Here is a 24,961-nt window from a genome sequence, read left to right as displayed (position 1 = left end):
TCTGCTGCTGGGTGTTCACGCGCCGGCCCCCGCACGCTCGCGGAGGGCCTCACGGGGGGCACCGTCGAGCACGGTCGCCGCGCCGCGCCAGAACGTGGCGACCACGCGGGCCGGCAGTTCGCGCTGCGCGAAGGGGGTGTTCGAGCTGGCGGTGCGCAGGGCCGGTGGGTCGACGGTCCAGGTGGCCTCGGGGTCCACCAGGACGAGGTTCGCGGGCTCCCCGACCTCGAGCGGGCGCCCCTGTTCGGACACCCGGCCGATGGCCGCCGGGGCCGCGGACATGGTGCGGGCCACGTCGGCCCAGCCGAAGTCGTGGTCGGGGTTGTTCACCATCGCCTCGACCACCACGGACAGGGCGGTCTCCAGCCCGGTCATGCCCATCGCGGCGGCGGCGAACTCGCAGTCCTTGTCCTCGTCCGGATGCGGTGCGTGGTCGGTGGCGACGATATCGATGGTGCCGTCCGCGAGGCCGGCGCGGACCGCGGCCACGTCGGCCGCGGTGCGCAACGGCGGGTTCACCTTGAACTGGGGGTCGTAGCCGCGCACCGCCTCGTCGGTGAGCACCAGGTGGTGCGGGGTGACCTCCGCGGTCACGTCGATGCCCCGGGCCTTGGCCCAGCGGATGATGTCCACGGAACCGGCCGTCGAGAGGTGGCAGATGTGCACGCGGGAGCCCACGTGCTCGGCGAGCAGGACGTCGCGGGCGATGATCGCCTCCTCCGCGACCGCGGGCCAGCCGGTCAGCCCGAGGGCCGCGGAGACGACACCCTCGTGCATGAGCGCACCCGCGGTCAGGCGTGGCTCCTGCGCGTGCTGGGCCACGACGCCGTCGAACGCCTTCACGTACTCCAGGGCCCGCCGCATCAGGACCGGGTCGTGGACGCACATGCCGTCGTCGGAGAACACCCGCACGGCCGCCGCGGAGTCGGCCATCGCGCCGAGCTCGGCGAGCTGCTCCCCGCGCAGTCCGACGGTCACGGCACCCACCGGGCGCACCTGCGCCCAGCCGGCGTCCTGGCCGAGTCGCCAGACCTGCTCGACCACGCCCGCGGTATCCGCGACGGGGTCCGTGTTCGCCATCGCGTGCACACAGGTGAAACCCCCGACGGCCGCCGCACGGGTACCGGAGGCGACCGTCTCGGCGTCCTCGCGGCCCGGTTCGCGCAGGTGCGTGTGCAGGTCGACGAGGCCCGGCAACGCGATCAGGGTGCTCGCGTCGATCTCGACGACCTCGACGGCACTGCCGCCGTCGCCGCGCGGCGCGGCCGCGGCCGCGTCGGGCCCGAGGGCCGCGATCACGCCATCGGCGAGATAGAGGTCGGTGCGCTCGCCGCCGAGGACGGACGCGGCGCGGATCAGGTAGCTGGTCATCGGGATCCTTCGGTCGGGGTGCCGCCGGCGAGCAGCAGGTACAACACGGCCATGCGCACGGCGACACCGTTCGCGACCTGTTCCACGATCGTGGACCGGGGCGAGTCGGCCGCCTTCGCGGAGATCTCCAGGCCACGGTTCATCGGGCCGGGGTGCATCACCACGCAGTGCTCGGGCAGGGCGGCCAGGCGGGTGCCGTCGAGACCGTACCGGCGCGAGTACTCCATCGGCGAGGGGAAGAATCCGCCCCCGGCGCTCGACATCCGCTCACGTTGGACGCGCAGCATCATGATGGCGTCCGGGCGGACGTCGGCGATGCTCGCGTCCAGGTCGTAGGACACCGCGCACGGCCAGGTGTCCACGCCGACCGGCAGAAGCGTCGGCGGCGCCACGAGGGTGACGTGCGCGCCGAGGGTGTGCAGCAGGTCCACGTTCGAGCGGGCCACCCGGGAGTGCAGCACATCCCCGACGATGACCACCTTCGCCCCGGTCAGGTCCTCGCCCACGCCGTCGCCGCCCTCGCCGCCACCGACGAGGTGGCGACGCATGGTGAACGCGTCGAGCAGCGCCTGGGTGGGGTGCTGGTGCATCCCGTCACCGGCGTTCACCACGGGGGTACGGATCCACCCGGAGGTCGCCAGCCGGTGCGGCGCGCCGGACGCCTGGTGGCGGATCACCACGGCATCCGCGCCCATCGCGGCGAGGGTGAGCGCGGTGTCCTTGAGGGACTCCCCCTTCGACACCGAGGATCCCTTGGCGGAGAAGTTGATGACGTCCGCTGAAAGTCGCTTCGCGGCCGCCTCGAAGGAGATCCGGGTCCGGGTGGAGTCCTCGAAGAAGAGGTTCACCACGGTGAGCCCGCGCAGGGCCGGGAGCTTCTTGATCTCCCGGGACTGGGTGGCGGCCATCGTGGACGTGGTGTCGAGGATCTCGACCGCCTCGGCGCGGCTCAGGTCGCCGGCGGAGAGCAGGTGCCTCATGAGGACAACACCACCGAGTCCGACCCGTCGAGCTCGGTGAGTCGGACACTGACCCGCTCGCTGCGCGAGGTGGGCAGGTTCTTCCCGATGTAGTCGGCGCGGATGGGCAGTTCCCGGTGGCCGCGGTCGACGAGGACCGCGAGCTGGACGGCGCGCGGGCGGCCGAGGTCGGAGATCGCGTCGAGCGCGGCCCGGATGGTGCGGCCGGAGTAGAGCACGTCGTCGACGAGGACGACCACCTTCTCGTCCAGGCCGACGGGCGGGATCCGGGTCGGTTCGAGCGCCCGGGTGGGGTTCCGGCGCAGGTCGTCCCGGTGCATCGTGATGTCCAGGGTGCCGACCAGCTCCGCGAGCGGGGCCTCGGGACGGCCCTCCGCGTCGAGGATCCGCTCCCCCAGGCGCCGGGCGAGCGGCGCACCCCTGGTCGGTATCCCGAGGAGGACCAGATCGGTCCCGCCCTTGTTGCGTTCGAGAATCTCGTGAGCGATCCGGGTCAGGGCCCGGGAGATGTCGTTCTCGGAGAGCACGGTCGTGCTCGTGGCGCCAGAGGTCACCGGCGGAAAGCCTCCTTCCCCGCCTCACAGGACGGGCTTAAAGGAATGTCAACATGCCTCGGTCACCTTACCGCCCCCGGCGACCCGATCCGCACGGGTGCGCTCAGCTCGGCCAGTCCTGCTCCGGCAACGGCTTCGGGCAGGTGACGTTCAGGGCGTTGAAGGTCTGGATCACGGCCGCGGCCCAGATCACCACGGCCAACTGGTCCTCGTCGAACACCTCGGCGGCCGCCGCGTAGACCTCGTCGGGCACGTGCTGGGTGAGGGCGAGCCGGCTCATCGACTCCGCCAGGTCCAGCGCCGCGCGCTCGGCGGACGTGAACAGCCGGGTCTCGCGCCAGGTCGGCAGAACCGCGAGCTGACGTGCGGTGACGCCGGCCTCCAGGGCCTCCTTGGCGTGCATGTCCGTGCAGAACGCGCAGCCGTTGATCTGCGAGGCACGCACCTTCACGAGCTCGATGACGGCGAGTTCGACGTCGGCGCTGCGCCGGGCCGCCTCGACCTCCCGGTTGAGCGTCAGGAGCCGCCGGTAGACGTCGGGAAACAGGTCGGGGACTGAGATCCGGTTCACGCCGCCACGCTAGTTCGACTCGCACCGGTCGACCATCCCCGTCCACGACCTGACCGCGACGTACCGACGACGTTCCGACGACCCCGACGACGTGCCGAGTGCCCCTGTGACCGCGGGCCTCAGGCGTGCGGCGTCGACGCGGGTGTGAGCAGGAACACGGGGATCAGCCGCTCGGTCCTGCGCTGATAGCTCGCGTAGGTCCCGAATGCGGCGACCGCACGCTCCCACCAGACGTCCCGCTCGGCGCCGGTGAGCTCCCGAGCGACCATGTCCCACGTCCGCGGGCCGTCCTGGAGCCCCACCCGAGGGTCGGCGAGCAGGTTGTGGACCCAGACGGGGTTCCTCGGGCCGCCCCCGTAGGAGCCCACGGCGAGATACTCGCCGTCGTGCTCCACGCGCATCAGCGGGATCTTGCGCAGCTTCCCCGACCTCGCGCCGACCGTGGTCAGGATCACGACGGGCTTGCCGCCCAGGGTGATGCCCTTCGTGCCCCCGGACGACTCGTAGGCGGCCACCTGTGCGGCCGAGCGGTCGCTGGGGCTCGGGGCGTAGTCACCGTGAAGGGGCATGGTTGCTCCCGGGTCGAGGGTCGGTCCGTTCAGTCCAGGAGGTCGGAGCCGTACTGGGCGATCCGACCCAGCATGCCGTTGATGAACGGCGGCGAGTCGTCCGTGGACAGCGCCCGGGCGAGTTCGAGTGCCTCGTCGATCGCGACGGCGTCCGGCACCTCGTCGTTGTAGAGGATCTCCCACGTGGACAGGCGCAGGATGGCCCGGTCCACTGCGGGCATCCGCGCGAGCGTCCAGCCCTGGGAGAACGTCGACAGGATCTCGTCGATCCGGGCCACGTGCTCGCTGACGCCCTCGACGATCTGCACCGAGTACTCGGGCAGCGCGGCCTGGGTGCCGGGCTCGAGGATGCGGTCCGCGAGCAGACCCATCAGGGTCGGCGCCGCGCCACCCTCGGTCGCGGCGGCGCCGAGGGCGCGCTGATCGGCCTCATAGAGCACGTCGAGCGCGCGTTTGCGCGCCTTGCTGCGTGCGGCCACTAGTCGTTGACGCGGCCCAGGTAGTCACCGCTACGGGTGTCGACCTTGACCTTCGTGCCGGTCTCGAGGAACAGCGGCACCTGGATCTGGTAGCCCGTCTCGATCGTGGCGGGCTTGGTGCCGGCCGAGGAGCGGTCGCCCTGCAGTCCCGGCTCGGTGTAGGTGATCTCCATGACCACGGACGCCGGCAGCTCCACGTAGAGCGGGGTGCCCTCGTGGATGGCGACGATGACCTCCTGGCCCTCGAGCATGAAGTTCGCGGCGCTGTCCACGGTCGCGCCGGGCACGGTGATCTGCTCGTAGTCACTGGTGTCCATGAAGACGAAGTCCTCGCCCTCCTGGTACAGGTACTGCATGTCGCGCTTGTCGACATTCGCCGTCTCCACCTTCACGCCCGCGTTGAACGTCTTCGCGACCACCTTGCCGTTGGTGACGCCCTTGAGCTTGGTGCGCACGAACGCCGGGCCCTTGCCGGGCTTGACGTGCTGGAACTCCACCACGGACCAGAGCTGGCCGTCGATGTTGAGAACCAGGCCGTTCTTGAGGTCGTTCGTCGATGCCACAGGCGTTTCCTTCGTTTCTGTTCGGTCTGTCGGATCCGGGCGGGCCGACGGGGGCGCACGGGATCTGCGGTCACCGGGCCCGGTGCAGGAAAGGTGCGGCCCTCAGGGTAACGCGCCGAGGGCCGCCACCGCTGCCACGCCGATCGCGCCCGCCCAGAGGTAGGAGGCCAGCGTTCCGATGATGAACCGCTCCGAGACCCCTACGCTGCCGTGGATCTCCGGGAACCGGCCGAGACCCTTGACCGCGACCACGACGGCGATGGCGGCCGGGTATCCGACCAGGATCGAGCCGGTGATCGCCAGTCGCTCGAGGACTCCGATCCAGGCACCGCCGCGCAATTGCTCGGCGGCCGGGTCGGCCTGCCGGTCGTCGGGATCCGCGCCGTCCCGTTCGGCGGCGTCCTCGAGTCGCTTCCGGCTGGCCAGGCGCAGGATCCAGGCGGTGATGGGGCCGCCGGCGCCTGCGGAGATGACCAGGGCGGCGGCCGCGATCTCGATGGTGAGGACGAGGTTCACCGCGCCATCATGTCGCGGCGAGGTCCAGGTCGGCCAGCAGACGCTCCGCGAGGGGGTGGACCCGGTCCTGGACCGACCACATCGCCGCGTCCAGGCGCTGGCTCACGGCCTGCGGCGTGATCCCGAGGCGAGAGGCCGCCTCGCGAGCCGTCCCGACGCCGTCGGTGAGGAGGTCGACCACCTCCCAACCGCGCTCGGTACGTCGCCGGACCACGGCGGCCAGCAACTGCACCAGCGCCTCCGCCTCGTCGGCGGCCCCGTTCGGGCGCTCGCCCGCGTCCAGCGCCAGGGGCACCGGCACCGACTTGCCCTTGGCACGCTCGACGGCGGCCCGGGCGCGTACGAACGCCTCACCCGAGGAGGCCCGCGCGCTGCCGGCGAGCGGCAGGTCGACCGGGCCGACGCCCACCCCCACGCTCCATTCGGCTCGCCGCTGGAGGTACAGGACGAGGTCGAGGGCGGCCGGGGCGCCGGTCACCACCCCCTGGATCTCGTCCCCCACCGTGCGCTCGAAGGGCAGCGCCAGGTCGGTGGCGAGGCCGCGGGCGTCGATGTGGGCGTCGAGCCCGGCCAGCGCGGCGTCGACACGGTCCCCGCGCCGCCTGGAGGCGTCCTGGTCCACCGTCAGTACGAACACGAGACAAGGCTACAGTCTTGATTGATATGTATCAAGCCTTAGGGCTTGATTCAAAAGGATCAAGCCTCGACGAGCGCCGCCAGGGCGAGCCGGTAGGAGTCCGTCCCGAAGCCGGCGACGGTCCCGGTGGCGACCCCACCGATCACGCTGTTGTGCCGGAACCGCTCGCGCGTGGCCGGGTTGGTCAGGTGGACCTCGATCAGGCGCAGACCCGAGGTGGTCACCTGGGCGGCGGCGTCCCGCAGCGCGTAGGAGTAGTGGGTGAACGCGGCCGGGTTGAGCACCACGTCCCGACGGGCGTCGACCGCCTCGTGCAGCCAGTGGACGAGCTCGGCCTCGTCGTCGCTCTGGCGCACCTCGGCGGTCAGGCCGAGGGCGTCGGCCCACTGCCCGATCGCGGCGGTCAGCCCGGCGTGGTCGAGAACGCCGTAGACATCGGGCTCGCGTGAGCCGAGCCGGCCCAGGTTCGGACCGTTCAGGACGAGGACGTCGGTCATGGGAGCTCCGTGGCACTGTTGGCACTGTTGGCACTGTTGGCACCGGCGGGGGCGGCGGGCGAGCTGATGGCGGCATAGGCGGCCATCAGGAGCTCCGGCGTCGGGCCCTCGAGCCGGGTCGGCCGGGCCAAGCCGTCGAGGATCACGAACCGCAGGGTCGCGCCCCGGGTCTTCTTGTCCCGGCGCATCGCGGTGAGCAACGCGTCCCAGTGCCCGGCCGGGTAACCGGTGGGCAATCCGAGCGAGGCCAGGATCCGGCGGTGCCGGTCGGCCAGATCGGCGTCCAGGCGCCCGGCGAGGTGGGCCAGCTCCGCGGCGAACACCAAGCCCACCGCCACCGCTTCCCCATGCCGCCACCGGAACTGCTCGTGGTGCTCGATCGCATGACCGAAGGTGTGCCCGTAGTTCAGGATCTCGCGCAGATCGGCCTCGCGCAGGTCCGCCGAGACCACCCGGGCCTTCGTCGCGACCGCGCGCTCCACGAGTTCACGCAGCACCGGTGCGGCCGGGTCGCGGGCGGCGTCCGGATCCGCCTCGACGAGCTCGAGGATCCGGGGGTCGTCGATGAACCCGCACTTGACCACCTCGGCCAGCCCGGCGGCAAGATCCGCGGCGGGCAGGGTCGCCAGGGTGTCGAGGTCGCAGAGCACCCCGACCGGGGAGTGGAACGCCCCCACGAGGTTCTTGCCCTCGGCCGTGTTGATCCCGGTCTTGCCGCCCACGGCGGCGTCCACCATCCCGAGCAGGGTGGTGGGCACCTGGATCACCCTGACCCCACGCAGCCAGGTGGCCGCGACGAACCCGGCCAGGTCGGTGGCCGCTCCCCCGCCGAGCCCGATGACGACGTCGTCCCGGGTGAACCCGGCCAGACCGAGCTGTTCCCAGCACCCGGCCGCGACCGTCGCGGTCTTGGCCCCCTCCGCGTCCGGGATCGGGCTCGGGTGCACCTCGAACCCGGCGGCGGTCAGGGCCGAACGGAACCCCTCGGCCGCGTCCGCGACGGCGACCTGGTGGACCAGCAGCACCCGGCGGGTGCCGGCGCCCACGAGTCCGGGCAGCTCACCCGCGAGCCCGCGTCCGATCAGCACGTCGTAACTGCGCTCCGCGGTGACGTGGATGCGGGTGACGGTCACGGCAGGGCCACCTCGGCGAGCACGGCGTCCCGGACCTGTTCCGGGGACCGGCCGTCGGTGCTGACCTCCACGGAGGCGAGAGCGGTGTACACCGGCCTGCGGGCGTCCATCAGCACCTGCCACTGCCGCCGCGGGCTGCCCACGAGCAAAGGGCGGTTGCCGCTCAGTCCGACCCGCGGTGACGCGTGCGCCAGGGACACCGACAGGTAGACGACGCGGCGGCCCGCCAGTGCCGCCTGCGTACCCTCGTCGAGCACCGCGCCCCCACCCAGGGCGAGGATGCCGTCGTGCTCGGCCAACGCCGTCGCCACGGCCGTGCGCTCCAGTGCTCGGAAGACCTCCTCGCCGTCGTCGATGAAGATGTCCGGGATGCTGCGGCCTGCGGCCGCCTCCACGTCGGCGTCGGTGTCCCGGAACGTCGTGCCCCAGGCGGCTGCGAGCAGGTGGCCAACGGTCGACTTGCCGGCGCCGGGCGGGCCGATCAGGATCAGGGCCGGTCCGTTCGTGGCGGCGCTCACTTCATGGTCTCCGGGATCGAGTCGAGGTAGGTGGCCACGTTCCGGGCGGTCTCGGAGATCGCGTCTCCGCCGAACTTCTCCATCAGGGCCTCCGCCAGGACGAGCGCCACCATCGCCTCGGCGACCACCGCGGCCGGGGCGGCCGCGCAGGTGTCGGACCGCTGATGCAGGGCGGTCGCCGACTCGCCGGTCGCGACGTCGATGGTCTCGAGGGCGCGTGGCACGGTCGAGATGGGCTTGAGGGCGGCCCGCACGGCGAGGACCTCACCGTTGGACATGCCACCCTCGATGCCGCCGGCGCGGTTCGTGCGCCGCCGGACCCGGCCGTCGGCGTCGCGGGTGATCTCGTCGTGGGCGGCCGAGCCGCGCCGGGCAGCGGTACGGAACCCGTCCCCGACCTCGACCCCCTTGATCGCCTGGATGCCCATCAGCGCGCCGGCCAGCCTGGCGTCGAGGCGCCGGTCGCTGTGCACGTAGCTGCCGAGGCCCGGGGGCAGTCCGTAGGCGAGCACCTCGACCACGCCGCCGAGGGTGTCCCCGGCCTTCTTCGCGTCGTCGATCTCGGCGATCATCGCGGCGGACGTCTCGGCGTGGAAGCTGCGGATCGGATCCGCGTCCAGGGCCGCGACGTCGTCGGGTCCCGGGCGCGGGGCGTCCTCGGGTGTGCCCACCGGACCGACCGAGACCACGTGGGAGACCAGGCGTACACCGGCGGCCTGCTCGAGGAGGGCGGCGGCGACGGTGCCGAGCGCCACCCGGGTGGCCGTCTCGCGCGCGGAGGCCCGTTCAAGCACCGGCCGGGCATCGCTCAGGTGGTACTTCTCCATGCCGACCAGGTCGGCATGGCCCGGGCGCGGCGTGGTCAGCGGCTTGTTACGCGCCTGCTCCCGTGCGTCACCGGTGCCCGCGTCGATCTCGAGGACACCCGCGCCGACCGGGTCGGCGGCCATGACCTGCTCCCACTTGGGCCACTCCGAGTTGCCGATCTCGATCGCGACCGGTGAGCCCATCGTGACACCGTGCCGGACACCCCCGAGGACCCGCACCTCGTCCTGTTCGAACTTCATCCGTGCGCCCCGGCCGTGGCCGAGTCGGCGCCGAGCGAGGGCGGTGCGGATCTCGGCGCTGCCGACGGTGACCCCGGCCGGCACCCCCTCGATGATCCCGACGAGCGCTTGGCCGTGGGACTCCCCGGCCGTCAACCATCTGAGCATGATCGCTAGTGTCCCACGGCGCGCCGTCCGGTCCGGGCGCCGTCCGGACTTCGATCAGTTCCACCGGCCCGGCCGGCCGGGGCGGCTCCGGCGGCTCAGGACATGCCGAGCAGCGCCGGACCCCAGACCATACCGACCACGGCGCCCGCGATCAGCCACGGCCCGAACGCGACCGCCGTGCGCCGGTCCGCCTTCGTGGTGGCGAGCAGGATCACCGCGAACAGGCCACCGAGCACGAACGCCGCCAGCACCCCGGCCGCCACCGCGGCCCACCCGGTCCAGCCGAGGACCAGGCCCAGCAGTGCGCCCAGCTTCACATCGCCCAGGCCGAGACCGGTCGGGCTGGCCAGGCACAGCAGAAGCAGGCCGACCCCCACGGCGGCCGCCCCGGCGAGGGCCCGCAGCAGGTCCGCCCAGGTGCCCGTGGTCGCGGCCGCGACCACGAGGGCAAGGAGGACGACGGCGGACGCCGGCACCACGATCACGTCCGGCAGCCGGTGGGTCGCCACGTCCACCACGACCAGCAGCGAGCACGCCAGGGCGGCGACGGCCAGCGCCACCAGTTCGGCCCAGCCATCGGCCAGGATCGCCGCACCGGCACCGCCCAGGCTCGCCAGCATCGCGTGCAGGCCCGAGTTCGGCAGGGTGGACTCCTCGCCGCAACGGACCCGCAGCCACGGCGTCAGCGCGAGCGCGACCAGGCCCGTCAGCGCGGCGCAGACCAGCACCACCACCGGATCCCCCATGCCGGTCAGTCCGCCAGCGCCTGCATGAGGGCGGCGCGCATGGCCGCCACGGGGCCGGTCTGCCCCGTCATCAGCCGGACCTGCTCGACGGCCTGGTGCAGCAGCATCAGATACCCGGGCGAGATCGATCCGCCGGCCGACCGCCAGGCGGCCGCGACCGCCGTCGGCCAGCCCTCGTAGACCACGTCCAACAGGACCTGATCGGGGTCCAGTGCGGCGCCGTCGAGCAGAGCGACCAGGGAGTCCGCCGCGCCGTGCGGCGCCGTCGAGACCACCACATCGGCGCCGAGCAGTTCGGCACGGGCCCGGTCGTCGGTCAGGGTGACGTACTCGGGGGTGACGCCCATCCGTGCGGCGGCACGCATCACGATCCCTGCCCGCCCGACCGAACGCGCCAGTACCACCGGTGCGTGGATGCCCAACTCACCGAGCGCGGCCAGGGCGGCCGCCGCGGTCGACCCGGCGCCGATGATCACGCCGCGCCGGGCGTCGGCGCGCGGTGGCTGGGGCGTCGCCTCCCGCAATGCCTCGACGATGCCGTGGACGTCGGTGTTCGCGCCGATCAGCAGGCCGCCGGGTTGGAACAGCAGCGTATTGACGGCGCCCACCACCTTGGCGAGCGGCTCCACGTGGTCGCTGAGGGCCAGCGCCTGCTGCTTGAGCGGCATGGTCAGCGAGAGGCCGGCCCAGGAGTCGTCGAGGCCGCGCACGAACGCCGAGAGGTCACCTTCGTCGACGTCGTGCAGCCCGTACTCCCACTCCGTGAGCCCGAGGTCGGCATACGCGGCCCGGTGCAACACCGGTGACAGCGAGTGCGCGACGGGGTGACCGAGCACCGCCGCATGGTGCCGCATGCTCAGCCTTCGCCCTCCGTGGTCTCCTCCGGCGCAGCGGTCTGTTCGGCGAGCCACTCGCGGTACAGCCGCTGATTCTCCAGATGTTCGTCGTAGTCCGCGGTGAAGCGGGTCTCACCGGTCGTCGGGTTCACGGTGACGAAGTAGCACCAGTCGCCCTCGGGCGGGTTCAGCACGGCGTCGAGAGCTCCGGCACCGGGTGCCCCGATCGGCGTCGGCGGCAGTCCGGGCACGATCCGGGTGTTGAACGGGTGCTCGGTCTCCCACTCGGTGCGGGTGATCTCAGGCGCGATCTTGTTCAGCCCGTAGGCGTAGGTGGAGTCCATCCCGAGGGTGCCGTCACCGGTGCAACCCGCGAGCCGGTTCTCGACCACCCGGGCCACCATGTTCCAGTCGTCCTGGTTGGCGACCTCGGCCTCGACGATCGACGCCTTGATCAGGAGCTCCTCACGATCCTCGGCCGCGATGTTCCGCTCGTCGAGGTTCGCCACGGTCAGGTCGACCATCTGCTGCAGCACCGAGGTCGCGGTGGAGTCGGTCTGGATCGTGTACGTGGACGCGAACAGCCAGCCCTCGATCTCGCCACCGGCCTCCGCCGGCAGGTAGGACGCGGCGACCTCGGCGGCGGCCGTGGCCACCTCCTCCTCGGTGATGCCGAGCCGGTTCGCGATCCGGGCGTAGATCTTCGTGGCCCGCCAGCCCTCCGGGATCGTGATGGTCAGGTCGGACCGGCTGGCCGGGTCGAGGAGCGCGGCGACGGCGTCGGCGGCGTTCATCTGCGACTGCAGCGTGTAGGTCCCGGCCTGGATGCTGACGGCGTCGGGGTTGGTGTTGTAGGCCTGCACGAAGGCTCCGGTGGTGGCCACGACGTCGTTGTCGACGAGCGTGGTCGCGATGTCGGCGCCGGTCTCACCCGTGTTGACCACGATCTGCACCTCACCGGTGCCGGGGCCCGGGTAGTCGGAGACGGTCGCGCTCGGTGCGCCGTCGCCGGAGATCATCGGGCGGATCAGCACCCAGGCACCACCGACGAGCAGCGCGATGGAGACGATCATCACGAAGAACGTGATCATGTTCCGGCGCCGTTGCGCGCGTCGCTTGGCCTCGCGTCGGCGCTGTGAGTTGCGTCGGGAGGTGGCCCGCTGCGGTTCGGGGGCCGCGGAGCCCGTGAAGGCTTCGTCGAAGAGGTCGGTCACCGTTCCTCCTCCTGGGGTCTCGATTCGTTCGCACTGTCCTCGCCGCCGACGGCCGTGCCGGGTGGCTGACCGAGGTGGCGCTCCTGGTCGAGCGCAGCCTGCAGGATCATGGTCGCGGCGACCTGGTCCACTACTTGTCGGTGCTTGCGGCCGGCGCGTCCCGAGGCGTGCAGGGCCTGGTGTGCCGACACGGTCGTCAGCCGCTCGTCGACAAGGCGCACGGGGAGGGGACGTACCGCCTTCGCAATCGCTCCAGCGTACGCGCGAACACTGCGTGCCGCAGCACCCTCCTGCCCGGACAGGCTCCTGGGCAGGCCGACGACGACCTCGATCGCCTCGTAATCGGCGACGATCTGCGCCAGTTCGTCGACCCCCCGACCGGGCCCCGAACGCGCCACGGTCCGCACCGGGGTGGCCAGCATCCCGTGCGGGTCGCAACGCGCCACGCCGATCCGGACGGTGCCGACGTCGACGCCGATCCGGACGCCGGTCCGCATGCCCCCGGGCCCGTCAGTCACCGATGGCATCCAGGTCCGTGGTGATCGCCGCCAGCGCGTCCGCCAACGCCGCGGCGTCGGTGCCGCCACCCTGAGCGATGTCGTCCTTGCCGCCACCGCCGCCGCCGAGCCGGCCGGCCGCCGTCCGGACCAGGGCGCCCGCCTTCGCACCCGCGCTCCGAGCCGCCTCGTTCGTCGCGACCACGACCACCGGCCGGTCCTTGACGATCGCCCCGATGGCGACCACGGCGCCGGCGGCGTTGCCGAGCCGGTTCCGCACGTCCAGGACGAGGGTGCGTACGTCGTCGGCGGAGGAGACCTCCCCGATGTCGGTGGTCACCACCCGCAGGCCGCCATGCGTGGCCGCTTCGGCAGCGAGCTTTCCGGCACCGGCGAGCAACTGGCCCTGACGCAGTGCGGCGAGCTCCTTCTCGGCGTCCTTGAGCCGGGTGAGCAGCCCGGAGACGCGCTCGGGCAACTCCTCGCTGCGGGCGCCGACGAGCTGGGACAACTGGCCGACGAGGGCGTGCTCACGGGCCTGGAACGTGTACGCCCCGGCGCCGACGAGCGCGTCGATGCGGCGCACCCCGGAGCCGATCGAGGCCTCGCCGAGGAGGGTCACCAGGCCGAGTTCCCCGGAGGTGCGCACGTGGGTGCCACCGCACAACTCCTTGGACCAGTCGCCGCCGATCGAGACCACCCGGACCCGGTCGCCGTACTTCTCACCGAACAGGGCCATGGCGCCCTGGGCGCGGGCCTCGTCCAGGCCCATGACCGCGTCGGTCACCTCGAGGTTCTCGGCGAGTTGGGTGTTCACGCGTTCCTCGATCTCGGACAGCACGCCGGTGGGCACGCCGGAGCCGGACCGGAAGTCGAACCGCACCCGGCTCGGGGCGTTCTCGGAGCCCGCCTGGGTGGCGGAGTCGCCGAGGGACTCGCGCAGCGCCTTGTGCACCATGTGCGTGGCCGTGTGGGCCCGGCTGATCGCCCGACGGCGGTCGGTGTTGATCGTGGCCGTCGCACCCTCGTCGAGGGTCGCCTGACCGTCGACGAGCCGGCCGCGGTGCACCGGCATGCCCTTGATCGGTGCCTGGACGTCGTCCACCTCGACGATCCCGCCCCCGTCGAGCACGATGGTGCCGTGGTCGGCGAGCTGACCGCCGGCCTCGGCGTAGAACGGCGTGCGGTCGAGCACCACCTCGATGTCGGCGGGTGCCTGCGCCTGGGGCACCGCCACGCCGTCGACCAGGATCGCCGCGACCCGCGCGGGCGCGGTGTGGTCGGTGTAGCCGAGGAACTGCACGGGCGCGCCCAGCGCAGCCTGTAGCCCCTGGTACACCTGGGTGTCGACCTGTCCGGAGCGCTTGGCGAGCGCGTCCGCGCGGGCGCGCTGACGCTGCTCGGTCATCAGGGTGCGGAACGCCTCCTCGTCGACCTTCAGGCCCTGTTCCGCAGCCATCTCGAGGGTCAGGTCGATCGGGAAGCCGTACGTGTCGTGCAGCGCGAACGCCTGGTCGCCGGCGAGCAGGTCACCACCGGAGGACTTCACCTTCCGCACCGCGGTGTCGAGGATCGAGGTACCGGAGTCGAGGGTGCGCCGGAACGCCTCCTCCTCGCCGTAGGCCACCTGGGAGATCCGTGCGAAGTCGGCCTCGAGCTCCGGGTAGGACGCCTTCATCGCGTCCTTGGACACCGGCAACAGCACGGGCAGGGTCGGTTCGGTGACGCCGAGCAGCCGCATCGCGCGCACGGCGCGGCGCAGCAGCCGGCGCAGCACGTAGCCGCGGCCCTCGTTCGCGGGCTTGATCCCGTCCGAGATCAGCATCAGGGCCGAGCGCACGTGGTCGGCGACGACGCGCATGCGGACGTCGTCGTCGTGGTCGTCGCCGTAGCGCCGGCCGGAGAGCCGCTGCGCCGCCGCGATGACCGGGAAGACCTCGTCGATCTCGTACATGTTGTCGACGCCCTGCTTGAGGAACGCCACCCGTTCAAGGCCCATGCCGGTGTCGATGTTCTTCTGGCGTAGCTCGCCGAGGATCTCGAAATGGTCCTTCGTGCCGCCGTTCGCACGCTCGTACTGCATGAACACGAGGTTCCAGATCTCGAGGTAGCGGTCCTCATCGGCGATGGGTCCACCTTCGAGCCCGTACTCGGGTCCGCGGTCGACGTAGATCTCCGAGCACGGTCCGGCCGGTCCGCGAGCACCGGTGGACCAATAGTTGTCCCGCATGCCACGGCGCTGGATCCGCTCCGGCGGGAGGCCGGCGATCTCCTGCCAGAGGCGGAACGCCTCGTCGTCGTCGTCGTAGACGGTGACCCAGATGACGTCCGGGTCGAAGCCCAGCCGTCCCTCGTCCTCGGAGCCGGTGATGAACTCCCAGGCGTACCGGATCGCCTCCTCCTTGAAGTAGTCGCCGAAGGAGAAGTTGCCGTTCATCTGGAAGAACGTGCCGTGCCGGGTGGTCTTGCCGACCTCCTCGATGTCCGAGGTCCGCACACACTTCTGCACACTGGTCGCCCTCGACCACGGGGGGGTCCGCTCCCCCGTCATGTACGGGATGAACGGGACCATGCCCGCGATCACGAAGAGCGTGGAGGGGTCCGGGGAGATCAGCGAGGCGGACGGCACGACGGCGTGACCGCGGTCGGAGAAGTAGGTCAGCCATCGGCGTCGGATCTCGGCGGTGCGCATGGGTCCTTCGTTCAGGTTCACGTTCACGTTGTGGCGGCGGGCCGGGTGCCCGGCCGGGGTGCTCTCGCAGGCGCCGCAGCGCCTAGAAGAACTCGTTCTCGTCGTCGGGGTTGTACTCGTCGGTGACCCGTCGCTCGGCGGCGCGTCGTTCCTCGCGAACCCGTGCGGCCCGGGCGCGCTCCTCCTCGGAGGGCAGCAGCGCAGCCGTCAGGGCGGCTTCGTTCTCGGCCATCGACGCCCGGAACGTCTCGCCGAGTTCCTTGGCGGTGGTGGCCAGCTCCGTGATCGAGTCCGCGATCCCGGCCGGGCTGACCGCGTGGGCCACCTTCCCGACGGTGTTGTTCAGGCGTCCGACCTGACGGAGCACGAGCACGGTCACGCCCACACCGACGCCGATCCAGAACAGCCGCTTCACTTCTTCTCCGCCTTGCCGAACAGGCCGCGCACCGCCAGCGAGAAGGCGGCCACCTTGATCAGCGGCGCACCGACCGTGGCGGAGATCAGCGAGGTCATCGCGGAGACGTTCGTGGAGACCTCGGCCGCGGCCGTGGTGACCGTGTCCACCTTGGCGATCTGACCGTTGGTGGCGGTGATGGTCTGCGCGGCCTCGTCGATCACCGGCAACGTGTGCTCGGTGATCTGGGCCAGTGACGTGCGGGCCTCGTCCATCACCCGTCCCAGTTTGAACAGCGGGATCGCGAGTGCTCCGACGAGCAGCACGAACGCGATCGCGGCGATCAGACCTGCGACGTCTGCGATTGACATGACGCTGCCTCCAGCGGCTACGGGGCGGGGGAAGATCCTCGGGGCGACACTACCCGTTCCAGTCGGGGAACCGGATACCCCAGGCCCCCGTCGGTGGGCGAGACGAGCCCGCCCCGGGTGCCGGCCGAGGTGCGGCCGTCCCGGGGCGGGTCGATGCTCCGACGTTCGTCTGCAGCGTCAGCGCGAGTAGTGCTCCACGACCAGCTGCACGTCACAGGTCACGGGGACCTCGGCGCGCTTGGGGCGGCGGACCAGCTCGAAGCGGAGCTTCTCGAGGTCGACGCTCAGGTACTCGGGCACCTGCGGCAGCACGTCCCGGTGGGCGCCGGCGGCGGCCACCTGGAACGGCACCATGGTCTGGCTGCGCGGCTTGATCTGGACGACCTGACCCGGCTTCACGCGGAAGGAGGGACGGTCCACCAGCTTGCCGTCCACCAGGATGTGGCGGTGCACCACGGCCTGGCGCGACTGGGCGATGGTGCGGGCGAAGCCGGCGCGCAGCACGAGCGCGTCGAGACGCATCTCGAGCAGCTCGACCAGCGACTCACCGGTCAGCCACGGCTCGCGGCGGGCCTCGTCGAAGGCACGGCGCAACTGCACCTCGCGGAGCCCGTACTGGGCGCGCAGGCGCTGCTTCTCCTTCAACCGGACCGCGTAGTCACTCTCGGTGCGGCGACGGGCGCGGCCGTGCTCGCCCGGCGGGTAGGGGCGCTTCTCGAAGTACTTGACGGCCTTCGGCGTGAGGGCGATGCCCAGCGCGCGGGACAGTCGCACCTGGCGGCGCGTGCGGTTCTGTGATGCCATGCGAAATGTGTTCCTGTCGTGTTGTTGATGACGTCACACCACGGACCGGCTGGTGCCGGTGTGGCGTGGGGCCGACTCCCGACCACGCTCGGCGAACGCGTGCGCGACCTTCGGCTAGGACCCCAGGTGTCCGAACGGACAACCCGACCACTCTACCGCATCCGCCGGGTGTGCCCGTGCGTGCGGCAGGTCGCCGGGTGGCGGGTGGGTGACCCTCCCGGTAGCGATGACACAGTGGGACGAAGCGCAACGAGGGGGAGTTCCGTGACCGCCCTGACCTACCGACCCGCCGAGTTCCTCGGGCGCTGCCACGACCGGTTCGGCCCCGTGCTGCGCGTGGGCGGCGCGCGCGGGTTCGCCTACGTCCGCGGCGAGGCCGCGAACGCCGCGGTCTTCGCCGCCTCGGACAGGTTCCGTTGGGAGGAGGCCTTCGCCGGCCTGGTGCCGGTGGACGGGCCGACGTCCATGATCGTCTCGGACGGCGCTGCGCATCGGCGCCGGCGCCGGCTCGTGCAGCCGTCGATGCACCTGAGCCAGGTGGCGCACCATGTGCAGATCATGGCCTCGACCGCGGACGCTGTGATCGACACCATGCGGCCGGGCACCGAGGTGGACGCCTACGCCGAGTTCCGCGCCGCGATCCGGCGGAGCACGATCAACGCACTGTTCGGGCCCGGACTGGCCGCCTACGCTGACGAGTTGGGCCGGAGCCTGCAGCCGTTGCTCGACCTCGTCGACGGCCTGCCGGCGCTGACCGACTGGCACCGGCGGCTGAGTACGCGGACGTGGCAGCGAGCAGGTCGGGCCCGGGCCGACGTCGACCGTCGGATCCGGGCCGAGATCGAGCGCGCCCGCTCCCTCGGGCCACCGGTCGGTGACCACGTCCTCGCGACCCTGGTGAACGGCCGGGACTCCGACGACGAGCGCCTGAGCGACCTGGAGGTCAGGGACCAGGTGGTCACCCTGATCGCCGCGGGCTACGAGACCACCAGTGCGGCCATGGCGTGGGCGGTCTACGCGCTCACCACCAACCGCGACGTGTGGGCGGCGGCGCGGGAGGAGGTGCGCGCGGTCGTCGGCGACGCGCCGCCCCGGCCGAGCGACCTGGGCTCGCTGCCGTACCTGACCGGGGTCGTGAACGAGACCCTGCGCCTGTACCCACCGGCGGTGGTCACCGCCCGTCACGTGGCCCAGGACTTCGAGGTCGAGGGCACCGTGCTTCGCCCCGGCACGACGCTGCTGCTCAGCCCGTACCTGACCCAACGGATGCCCGAGTACTGGGATCGTCCGTTGGAGTTCCGGCCGCAGCGGTGGCTCCCCGGATCGACCGAGCATGTCAAGCCGGGGCCGGCCCGGTTCCTGCCGTTCGGTGGCGGCCCGCACCGGTGCATCGGCGCGACCATGGCCACCACGGAGCTGACCGTGATGCTGGCCCGGATGCTCACCCGGCTGGACCTGACCCTGCCCGAGCAGCGGATCCGGCCGACCGGGTTCGCGGCCATGCGGCCGCGGGACGGCCTCCGGGTGCACGTCGACGCGCGCCGGTGACCGGCGGGCGCGGATCGCGGGCCGTCCAACGTCTTCAGGCGCGGGCGAGCGCGGCGATCACGGGCGCCATCGGGCCCGCCTCCCACTCGTGCATCGCCCCGGGCATCACCCGGAACGCCGCGCTCGGGATCGCGTCCCGCAGCATCTCGGCCGACTCGGTCATGCCCGGGAACGTCTGCTCGCCGACCATGACGAGCACGGGCACGGTGATCCTCGCGTACCGCTCGCTCGCCGGCACTTCCTCGGCCCACGCCAGGGAGCGCGCGTCGGCGCGGTAGGTCCGGCTGCCGCGCACGATCTGCGGCCAGGCCGGGTCCTGCATCGCGCCCTCGAGGAACTCCGGTGGCATGTCGCGCATGTACTCCTTCTGCGCGGCCTCGTGGTCGCCCCGGTCGAGGTGCCGCAGGAAGTCCGTCTCGAACTGGGCGGCCCCGCCGTCGAACTGCCCGACCGGCGCCTCCCAGAGCGCCAGGCCCGTCACCGGCAGCCCGGCGTCGGCCGCCGCCATCGCGATCGTGCAGCCCGACGAGTGTCCGACGAGGACGGCGCTGCCGCCCACCTCGTCGATCGCCGCGGCGATCGCGGAGAGCTCACGCTCGAGGGTCAGGTCGCCTGCGGCCTGACTGTCGCCACGACCGAGTCGGTCGTGGACCAGCGTCACCACCCCCGCCTCGGCCGCGAGCCTGGCGGTCTCGGTGGTCGTCGGGTCCATGGCTCGGAATGGGCCGGCACCGGCGACGAAGACGACGCCCGGCCCGGTGCTGGACGCCGGGCCGTAGCGGTCGAACCCGATCCGGTCCCCCGCACTGGTCTCCGCGTACTCGGTCATCGTCGGCTCCCTTCACGGAACTAGACGGTCCAGTTCCGTTCCTCAACACTAGACGGTACAGTTCTGGTATGTCAACGATCGATCCAGCCGCAGCCCCCGCATCCTCACGCAGCGAGCGCGTCCACGCCGCCATCCTCGGCGCCGCCGAGGAGGTCTTCCTCCGCGACGGCTATGTCGGCTCGAGCATGGACGAGGTCGCGAGGATCTCGGGCAGTTCGAAGCAGACCGTGTACAAGCACTTCGGCAACAAGGAGCAGCTCTTCGAGGTCCTGGTCAGCTCGATGACGGATGACACCGGCGCCCCGGTCGGGCATGAGACCCCCGGGGTAGCGGGTGACGTCGGCACGAACCTCACGGATCTCGCCGTGGCCATGCTCGACGCGGTCCTCACGCCCCGCATCCTCCGGCTGCGCCGACTCGTGATCGGTGAGGCGAACCGGTTCCCCGACCTCGGCAGGGCCCTGTTCGAGCACGGGCCCGAGCGCGCGATCGCCGGGGTGCAGCGGCGGTTGGCCGGGTGGGTCGCGGCGGGCGTCCTGCCCGCCCACGACACGCTCGTGGCGGCCCGGCACTACAACTGGCTGGTGATGGGCGGGCCGCTCAATGCCGCGATGCTGCTGGGTGACGGGGCGATTCCCTCCCCGGCCGAGCGTCGCGCCCACGCGCAGGCCGCCGTGACCGCCTTCCTGCGTTCGATCGGACACCCGTCGGCGACCTGACGGTGCGAGGAGCGCGGCCGGCTCTCAGTCGGTGAGCATCGCGCGGATCCGGGCGAGCCGTTCGGTGAGGCCACGTTCGTAGCCGCGGTCGGTGGGGCTGTAGTACGTGGTGCCCCGCAGGTCGTCCGGGAGGTACTGCTGGCGGGCCACGCCGTGCGGCTCGTCGTGGGAGTACACGTACCCCTGCCCGTGCCCGATGCGCTTCGCCCCGGCGTAGTGCGCGTCCCGCAGGTGCGCCGGGACCAGCGGCACCTTCCCGGCCTGCACGTCCGCGAGAGCCGCGTTGATCGCGTTGTAGGAGGCGTTCGACTTCGGAGCGGTGGCCACGTGCACGACGGCCTGCCCGAGGATGATCCGCGCCTCGGGCATCCCGATCATCGCGACCGCCTGCGCGGCGGCCATCGCCGTCTGCAGGGCCGCGGGGTCCGCCATCCCGACGTCCTCGGACGCCGCGATCACGATCCGGCGGGCGATGAACCGGGGGTCCTCCCCCGCGGCGATCATCCGGGCCAGATAGTGCAGGGCCGCGTCCACGTCGCTGCCCCGCATCGACTTGATGAAGGCACTGATCACGTCGTAGTGCTGATCCCCGTCGCGGTCGTACCGCACCGCCGCGACGTCGATGGCCCGCTCCACGGCCTGCAGACCGATCACCACGTCACCGGCGTCGGAGCCGGACTGGGCGGTGCCGGCCGCCGCCTCCAGGATCGTGAGCGACTTGCGCGCGTCGCCTCCGGCCAGGCGCAACAGGTAGGCCCGGGCGTCGTCGGCGAGGCTCGCCCGGCCGGCCAGGCCCCGTTCGTCGGTCAGCGCCCGGGTCAGCAGTGCGTCGAGGTCCTCGGTCTCAAGCGGCCGCAGGGTCAGCATGATCGACCGCGACAGCAGCGGTGAGATCACCGAGAAGGACGGGTTCTCCGTGGTGGCGGCCATGAGGGTGACCCACCGGTTCTCGACGGCGGGCAACAGCGCGTCCTGCTGGGTCTTGGAGAACCGGTGCACCTCGTCGATGAACAGCACCGTCTCCCCGCCCGAGCCGGCGAGACGCCGCCGCGCGTCCTCGATGACCGCCCGCACGTCCTTCACCCCGGCGGTGACCGCGGACAGTTCCACGAACCGCCGACCGGACACGTGCGCGACCAGGTAGGCCAGCGTCGTCTTGCCGGTGCCCGGCGGACCCCACAGGATCACCGATGACGGCGGCAGCGCCCCCGCCACGGGCGGGTCGATCAGCCGTCGCAGGGGCGATCCGGGCTCGAGGAGATGGTCCTGGCCGAGCACCTCGGCAGGGACGGCGGGCCGCATCCGGACGGCGAGCGGGGCGCCCTCTCGTGCCCGCGGGACGCCGACGTCATCGGTGCCGGCCGCTTCGAACAGATCCACCCGAGCAGCCTACGCGGCCCGCGGACCGGATCATCGCGGGGTCCCGGGTCGCAACCGGGGCTGTCGCCGGGCTGTCATCATGGCTCCCGTGTTCGATCGCCTGGGACGTGACATCGCCCACCGCCCCCGCCTGACCGTGATCATCTGGATCCTCCTGGTCGGGGGGTGCCTCGCACTCGCCATGACCGGTTTCGGCGGCGGCCCGGGACTGTTCGACCGGCTGCACTCCGGGGAGCCCCGGGTGCCGGGGTCCCAGAGCCAGATCGGCGCGGACATCATCGCCGACAACGACGACACCGGCGAGACCATCTCCCTCGTCATCCAGGGCGTCGACCTGTCGGACCCGGACGACGTGAGCGCCGCCGGACGCGCGTCCACGACGCTGCACACCACGCTGTTGGCCATCGACGGGGTGGACTCGGTGGTTGACCCGTATGTCTTTCCCGGTGGCCCGGCCGACCCGCGGGCACTCGCGTTCGTCTCCACGGAGCAGGACGGCTTCTTCGTCTCCGTCACCCTGGCCGCCGACGCACCCGAGGCGGCGCACGACGAGGTCGTCACCGAGCTCGAGGAGTTCCCGACCGCGATCTCCGGCGAGGCGACCGGGCTCATCTCGAGCAGCCCGATCATCACGGACGAGATCATCGGCCAGCTCCAGACCGACCTCGCCCGGGGCGAGGCGGTGGCACTACCCATCTCCCTGCTGATCATGATCGTCGTCTTCGGCGGCTTCCTGACGGCGGGCATGCCGCTGGCCGGGGCGCTCGCCTCGATCGCCGGTGGTCTGGGCGCCCTGTACGGCTTCTCCTACGTGCTGGATCTCGACTCCGTGGTCGTCAACGTGGTCACCGTCCTCGGGCTCGGGTTGTCCATCGACTACGGCCTGCTGATCGTGTCCCGGTACCGGGAGGAGATCCGGGCCGCTGCCGCGGCCGAGGCCGAACTCGGGGCCGGCGAGCGCCGCTCACGCGGCCGCCGGGGCCGCCGGGGCGTCGACCCGGTCCTGGTGCGGGCGCTCAGGCGCACGATGTCGACGGCGGGGCGGACCGTCACGTTCTCGGCGGTCACCGTGGCTGTGGCGATCTCCGGCCTTCTGCTGCTGCGCCCGGACATCCTCAAGTCGCTCGGGGCGGCCGGGGTGTCGGTCGTGGTCATCGCGGTCGCCTCGGCGCTGACGCTGGTGCCGGCGCTGCTCACGCTCGTCGGCCGGCGGATGCTCAAGCCCTCCGTGCTCAGCAAGGTGCCCGTGCTGCGGTCCCTGATCGGCCGGCTCGGCGACGTCGCGCCCGAGCACGGTTTCTTCTCCCGGCTCGCGGGGGGCGTGCAGCGGCGTCCCTGGGTGGTCCTCGTGCTGACCACGATCGTGCTGGCCGTGCTCGCCTCCCCCGTCCTGGGACTCCAACTCCGTAACTCCACGACCGAGATGCTCCCCCGCGACTCGGACCAGCGCGACTTCATCGACGTCGTGCAGGCGGACTACCCGATGCTCGCGACCCCTGCGGTCCAGGTGCTCGTCGAGGCCGGCGCGGCCGACGCCCAGACGTTCGCCGACGAGATCTCCGCGCTGCCCGACGTCGAGGGCGTCAACCCGCCTACCGCCGTCGGAGACTCCCACCAGTTGATCGGCGTGCGGCCGGACACCGACGACGCCGGTGGCGAGGTGGCCACCGCGGTCGTGGAGGAGATCCGGGAGCTCGGACGTACCGACGGCGCCCCGGAAGAGGTCTGGGTGCTCGGCCAGGCAGCGAACCAGCTCGACTTCACCGATGCGCTCCTGGAGGGCCTGCCGTGGGCCGTCGGGGTGGTGATCGTCGCGACGTTCGTGCTGTTGTTCCTGATGACCGGGTCGCTGCTGGTCCCGCTGAAGGCGCTGCTGATCAACATCCTCTCCCTCGGGGCGTCGCTGGGGATCACCACGTGGGTCTTCCAGCAGGGGCACCTGTCCGGACCGCTCGGGTTCACCTCCACCGGCGGCCTGGAGTCCTACGTGGTCGCCATCGTGATCGCGTTCGGGTTCGGTCTGGCCATGGACTACGAGGTGTTCCTGCTCGCCCGGATCAAGGAGTTCTATGACGCCAGCGGCGACAACGACCTCGCGGTCCGGCAGGGACTGCAGCAGTCCGGACGGATCATCACGTCCGCGGCACTGGTGATCGTGGTCGTGTTCGCCGGTTTCGCCACGGGTGAGCTGATCGCGATCAAGCAGGCCGGTGTCGCCCTCGCCCTGACGGTGCTGGTGGACGCGACGCTGGTCCGGATGCTGCTCGTGCCGGCCACGATGACGCTGCTCGGGCACTGGAACTGGTGGGCGCCCGAGCCGTTGCGGCGCCTGCACAAGCGGTTCGCGATCCAGCACTGATGGCACGAACGTGGTGGGCGCACGCGGCACACGTGCCGTATGGCGCCCGAGTCCGGAACCATGCGGAACTCGGCCTCACCCTGGCGGAGGTGGGCACGGTCGAGACGGAACGCTCCGATGATCTGATCGACACCCTGGACTTCCTCGGAGCAACCCAGGTCTATTGGACCCGGTCCGGAACCGAGGTCCGGGTGCAGGCCGAGTTCGGCCCAGGTGACCACGACTGGCGCGAGCGTGCGAGGCTCATGCTCGCGGATCCGTTGCCGAGACGAGACCAGATCGGCCCGAGGGTCGGCACCTTGAAGCCTGCGGACGTCGAAGAGATGGCACCCTGGCCGCCCGAACCTGGTTCGCTGCCGGTGCAGACCGCGCTGGTGCTCGGGGACGCCGTGTTCGCACGATATTCCTGCCCGGACGCGATCGTGTGGGCGCTCGGGCCGCGCGTACTGCTGCCGTTGGCCGTGATCGAACTCGGCCCACCGGACCAGATCCGGTAGGACTCCGGGCGGGGCCGACCCGTCCTGCCCGTCGGGCCGCTACGACGCAGCGCCGGGCACGACGACGGTGTGGCTGAAGTCGTTCCCCTTGTACAGGAGCGGCCGGTCCGTGGCGGTAGCGAGGGCGTAGGCGAAGCAGTCGCCGTAGTTCAGTCTCGCGGGCGACCCGGAGCCTCGGCCGTACTGCAGATGTGCTCGTCGCGCGATGGCCAGCTGTGCGGCGTCCACGGGCTCGATCGAGCCACCGGCGATGTTGATGAACTCGTCGAGCAGCCTCTGGCGGCCGCGAGTGTGAGTAGCCGGTCGGCGGCCCCCTCGCGGGCGGCCTCGTCGCGAGCCAGCGTCTCCGTCAGCGCCTGGCGCACGGCGCCCGTCATGGTGGTCTGCCGCCGTGCCGCCAGAGCACGAGCGAGCCGGTTGACCTCGGGGTCCTTGATGTTCATCGTGGTCATCTCGCAGTTCTACCTCGCGAG

28 protein-coding genes and 1 pseudogene are annotated in these 24,961 nt (G+C 71.7%); 4 read left to right on the top strand and 25 right to left on the bottom strand.

The genetic code is table 11. The annotated features are described in order from the left end of the window. Positions 1 to 15: 15 nt before the first annotated feature. The 21 genes from EXU48_RS13130 to rpsD all read right to left on the bottom strand — a co-directional run bounded on the left by EXU48_RS13130 (position 16) and on the right by rpsD (position 17,156). Entirely contained in the window at positions 16 to 1,371 is a 1,356-nt protein-coding gene (locus EXU48_RS13130; protein ID WP_133108125.1) for a dihydroorotase, read from the bottom strand. Continuing rightward, a complete protein-coding gene (locus EXU48_RS13125) occupies positions 1,368 to 2,351 on the bottom strand; it encodes an aspartate carbamoyltransferase catalytic subunit (RefSeq protein WP_133108124.1) in 984 nt (327 codons plus the stop codon). The genes EXU48_RS13130 and EXU48_RS13125 overlap by 4 nt, the downstream gene beginning before the upstream one ends. Then, complete coding sequence (pyrR, locus tag EXU48_RS13120) at positions 2,348 to 2,905, bottom strand: bifunctional pyr operon transcriptional regulator/uracil phosphoribosyltransferase PyrR (RefSeq protein WP_133108123.1); 558 nt, start codon at positions 2,903 to 2,905, stop codon at positions 2,348 to 2,350. Before pyrR ends, EXU48_RS13125 begins: the two co-directional genes overlap by 4 nt. Before the next feature lie 103 nt (positions 2,906 to 3,008). Beyond that, positions 3,009 to 3,476: a carboxymuconolactone decarboxylase family protein gene (locus tag EXU48_RS13115; protein WP_207947725.1), complete on the bottom strand. Its 468-nt coding sequence runs from the start codon at positions 3,474 to 3,476 to the stop codon at positions 3,009 to 3,011. A gap of 119 nt (positions 3,477 to 3,595) precedes the next feature. Then, the gene (locus EXU48_RS13110) at positions 3,596 to 4,045 is read right to left on the bottom strand and encodes a nitroreductase family deazaflavin-dependent oxidoreductase (protein WP_133108122.1); all 450 of its coding nucleotides are present in this window, start codon (positions 4,043 to 4,045) and stop codon (positions 3,596 to 3,598) included. Between the two features lie 29 nt (positions 4,046 to 4,074). After that, a complete protein-coding gene (gene nusB / locus EXU48_RS13105; protein WP_133108121.1) occupies positions 4,075 to 4,524 on the bottom strand; it encodes a transcription antitermination factor NusB in 450 nt (149 codons plus the stop codon). Further along, complete coding sequence (efp, locus tag EXU48_RS13100; protein ID WP_133108120.1) at positions 4,524 to 5,087, bottom strand: elongation factor P; 564 nt, start codon at positions 5,085 to 5,087, stop codon at positions 4,524 to 4,526. The genes nusB and efp overlap by 1 nt, the downstream gene beginning before the upstream one ends. A 102-nt stretch (positions 5,088 to 5,189) precedes the next feature. Next, entirely contained in the window at positions 5,190 to 5,603 is a 414-nt protein-coding gene (locus EXU48_RS13095) for a hypothetical protein (protein ID WP_133108119.1), read from the bottom strand. A 7-nt stretch (positions 5,604 to 5,610) separates the two neighbouring features. Continuing rightward, positions 5,611 to 6,240 (bottom strand): hypothetical protein, encoded by a 630-nt coding sequence (locus EXU48_RS13090; protein ID WP_133108118.1) that lies wholly within the window; start codon positions 6,238 to 6,240, stop codon positions 5,611 to 5,613. 59 nt (positions 6,241 to 6,299) lie between these two features. Further along, complete coding sequence (locus EXU48_RS13085; RefSeq protein ID WP_133108117.1) at positions 6,300 to 6,737, bottom strand: type II 3-dehydroquinate dehydratase; 438 nt, start codon at positions 6,735 to 6,737, stop codon at positions 6,300 to 6,302. Then, entirely contained in the window at positions 6,734 to 7,870 is a 1,137-nt protein-coding gene (gene aroB / locus EXU48_RS13080) for a 3-dehydroquinate synthase (protein ID WP_235857011.1), read from the bottom strand. Before aroB ends, EXU48_RS13085 begins: the two co-directional genes overlap by 4 nt. Continuing rightward, the gene (locus EXU48_RS13075; protein WP_133108116.1) at positions 7,867 to 8,388 is read right to left on the bottom strand and encodes a shikimate kinase; all 522 of its coding nucleotides are present in this window, start codon (positions 8,386 to 8,388) and stop codon (positions 7,867 to 7,869) included. The genes aroB and EXU48_RS13075 overlap by 4 nt, the downstream gene beginning before the upstream one ends. Next, positions 8,385 to 9,602 (bottom strand): chorismate synthase, encoded by a 1,218-nt coding sequence (aroC, locus tag EXU48_RS24780; RefSeq protein WP_133108115.1) that lies wholly within the window; start codon positions 9,600 to 9,602, stop codon positions 8,385 to 8,387. The genes EXU48_RS13075 and aroC overlap by 4 nt, the downstream gene beginning before the upstream one ends. A 95-nt stretch (positions 9,603 to 9,697) precedes the next feature. Beyond that, complete coding sequence (locus EXU48_RS13065) at positions 9,698 to 10,348, bottom strand: prepilin peptidase (protein WP_133108114.1); 651 nt, start codon at positions 10,346 to 10,348, stop codon at positions 9,698 to 9,700. Between the two features lie 5 nt (positions 10,349 to 10,353). Beyond that, entirely contained in the window at positions 10,354 to 11,202 is an 849-nt protein-coding gene (locus EXU48_RS13060) for a shikimate dehydrogenase (protein ID WP_133108113.1), read from the bottom strand. Positions 11,203 to 11,204: 2 nt separating this feature from the next. Further along, entirely contained in the window at positions 11,205 to 12,398 is a 1,194-nt protein-coding gene (gene mltG, locus EXU48_RS13055) for an endolytic transglycosylase MltG (RefSeq protein WP_133108112.1), read from the bottom strand. After that, a complete protein-coding gene (ruvX, locus tag EXU48_RS13050) occupies positions 12,395 to 12,925 on the bottom strand; it encodes a Holliday junction resolvase RuvX (protein ID WP_407938736.1) in 531 nt (176 codons plus the stop codon). Before ruvX ends, mltG begins: the two co-directional genes overlap by 4 nt. Beyond that, positions 12,909 to 15,587, bottom strand: coding sequence for an alanine--tRNA ligase (gene alaS / locus EXU48_RS13045; RefSeq protein WP_133108111.1), 2,679 nt, complete (start codon positions 15,585 to 15,587; stop codon positions 12,909 to 12,911). The genes ruvX and alaS overlap by 17 nt, the downstream gene beginning before the upstream one ends. A gap of 82 nt (positions 15,588 to 15,669) precedes the next feature. Then, positions 15,670 to 16,002 carry a hypothetical protein gene (locus EXU48_RS13040; RefSeq protein ID WP_133108110.1) on the bottom strand — a complete coding sequence of 111 codons (333 nt, stop codon included), beginning with the start codon at positions 16,000 to 16,002 and terminating at the stop codon, positions 15,670 to 15,672. Then, positions 15,999 to 16,352, bottom strand: coding sequence for a DUF948 domain-containing protein (locus EXU48_RS13035; protein WP_133108109.1), 354 nt, complete (start codon positions 16,350 to 16,352; stop codon positions 15,999 to 16,001). The genes EXU48_RS13040 and EXU48_RS13035 overlap by 4 nt, the downstream gene beginning before the upstream one ends. A 177-nt stretch (positions 16,353 to 16,529) precedes the next feature. Further along, the gene (rpsD, locus tag EXU48_RS13030; RefSeq protein ID WP_133108108.1) at positions 16,530 to 17,156 is read right to left on the bottom strand and encodes a 30S ribosomal protein S4; all 627 of its coding nucleotides are present in this window, start codon (positions 17,154 to 17,156) and stop codon (positions 16,530 to 16,532) included. Between the two features lie 264 nt (positions 17,157 to 17,420). Here rpsD and EXU48_RS13025 point away from each other — a divergent pair, with 264 nt between their 5' ends. Beyond that, entirely contained in the window at positions 17,421 to 18,704 is a 1,284-nt protein-coding gene (locus EXU48_RS13025; RefSeq protein ID WP_207947724.1) for a cytochrome P450, read from the top strand. Between the two features lie 34 nt (positions 18,705 to 18,738). Here the strand turns inward: EXU48_RS13025 and EXU48_RS13020 are convergent, their stop codons facing one another. After that, a complete protein-coding gene (locus EXU48_RS13020) occupies positions 18,739 to 19,533 on the bottom strand; it encodes an alpha/beta fold hydrolase (protein WP_133108106.1) in 795 nt (264 codons plus the stop codon). 68 nt (positions 19,534 to 19,601) lie between these two features. Here EXU48_RS13020 and EXU48_RS13015 point away from each other — a divergent pair, with 68 nt between their 5' ends. Continuing rightward, positions 19,602 to 20,252 (top strand): TetR/AcrR family transcriptional regulator, encoded by a 651-nt coding sequence (locus EXU48_RS13015; protein ID WP_133108105.1) that lies wholly within the window; start codon positions 19,602 to 19,604, stop codon positions 20,250 to 20,252. A gap of 24 nt (positions 20,253 to 20,276) precedes the next feature. Here EXU48_RS13015 and EXU48_RS13010 read toward each other — a convergent pair whose 3' ends face one another. Next, positions 20,277 to 21,632, bottom strand: coding sequence for a replication-associated recombination protein A (locus EXU48_RS13010; RefSeq protein WP_133108104.1), 1,356 nt, complete (start codon positions 21,630 to 21,632; stop codon positions 20,277 to 20,279). A gap of 79 nt (positions 21,633 to 21,711) precedes the next feature. On the opposite strand from EXU48_RS13010, the gene EXU48_RS13005 reads away from it, so the two are divergent. Beyond that, positions 21,712 to 23,991 (top strand): MMPL family transporter, encoded by a 2,280-nt coding sequence (locus tag EXU48_RS13005; RefSeq protein WP_133108103.1) that lies wholly within the window; start codon positions 21,712 to 21,714, stop codon positions 23,989 to 23,991. Next, entirely contained in the window at positions 23,991 to 24,488 is a 498-nt protein-coding gene (locus tag EXU48_RS13000) for a hypothetical protein (protein WP_133108102.1), read from the top strand. The genes EXU48_RS13005 and EXU48_RS13000 overlap by 1 nt, the downstream gene beginning before the upstream one ends. A gap of 39 nt (positions 24,489 to 24,527) precedes the next feature. Here EXU48_RS13000 and EXU48_RS24515 read toward each other — a convergent pair whose 3' ends face one another. Together EXU48_RS24515 and EXU48_RS25425 are read right to left on the bottom strand one after the other, a co-directional pair. Then, on the bottom strand, positions 24,528 to 24,761 hold the full coding sequence (locus EXU48_RS24515; RefSeq protein WP_328591648.1) for a type II toxin-antitoxin system VapC family toxin: 234 nt from the start codon (positions 24,759 to 24,761) through the stop codon (positions 24,528 to 24,530). Positions 24,762 to 24,778: 17 nt separating this feature from the next. Further along, a pseudogene (locus EXU48_RS25425) lies at positions 24,779 to 24,931 on the bottom strand (type II toxin-antitoxin system VapB family antitoxin); the annotation flags it as partial. Between the last annotated feature and the right edge of the window lie 30 nt (positions 24,932 to 24,961).

The organism is Occultella glacieicola, from assembly GCF_004353825.1.
Taxonomy (GTDB): domain Bacteria; phylum Actinomycetota; class Actinomycetes; order Actinomycetales; family Beutenbergiaceae; genus Occultella; species Occultella glacieicola.
Note: the sequence above shows the minus strand (reverse complement) of the source record. Positions and strands in the feature narration are given on the sequence as shown.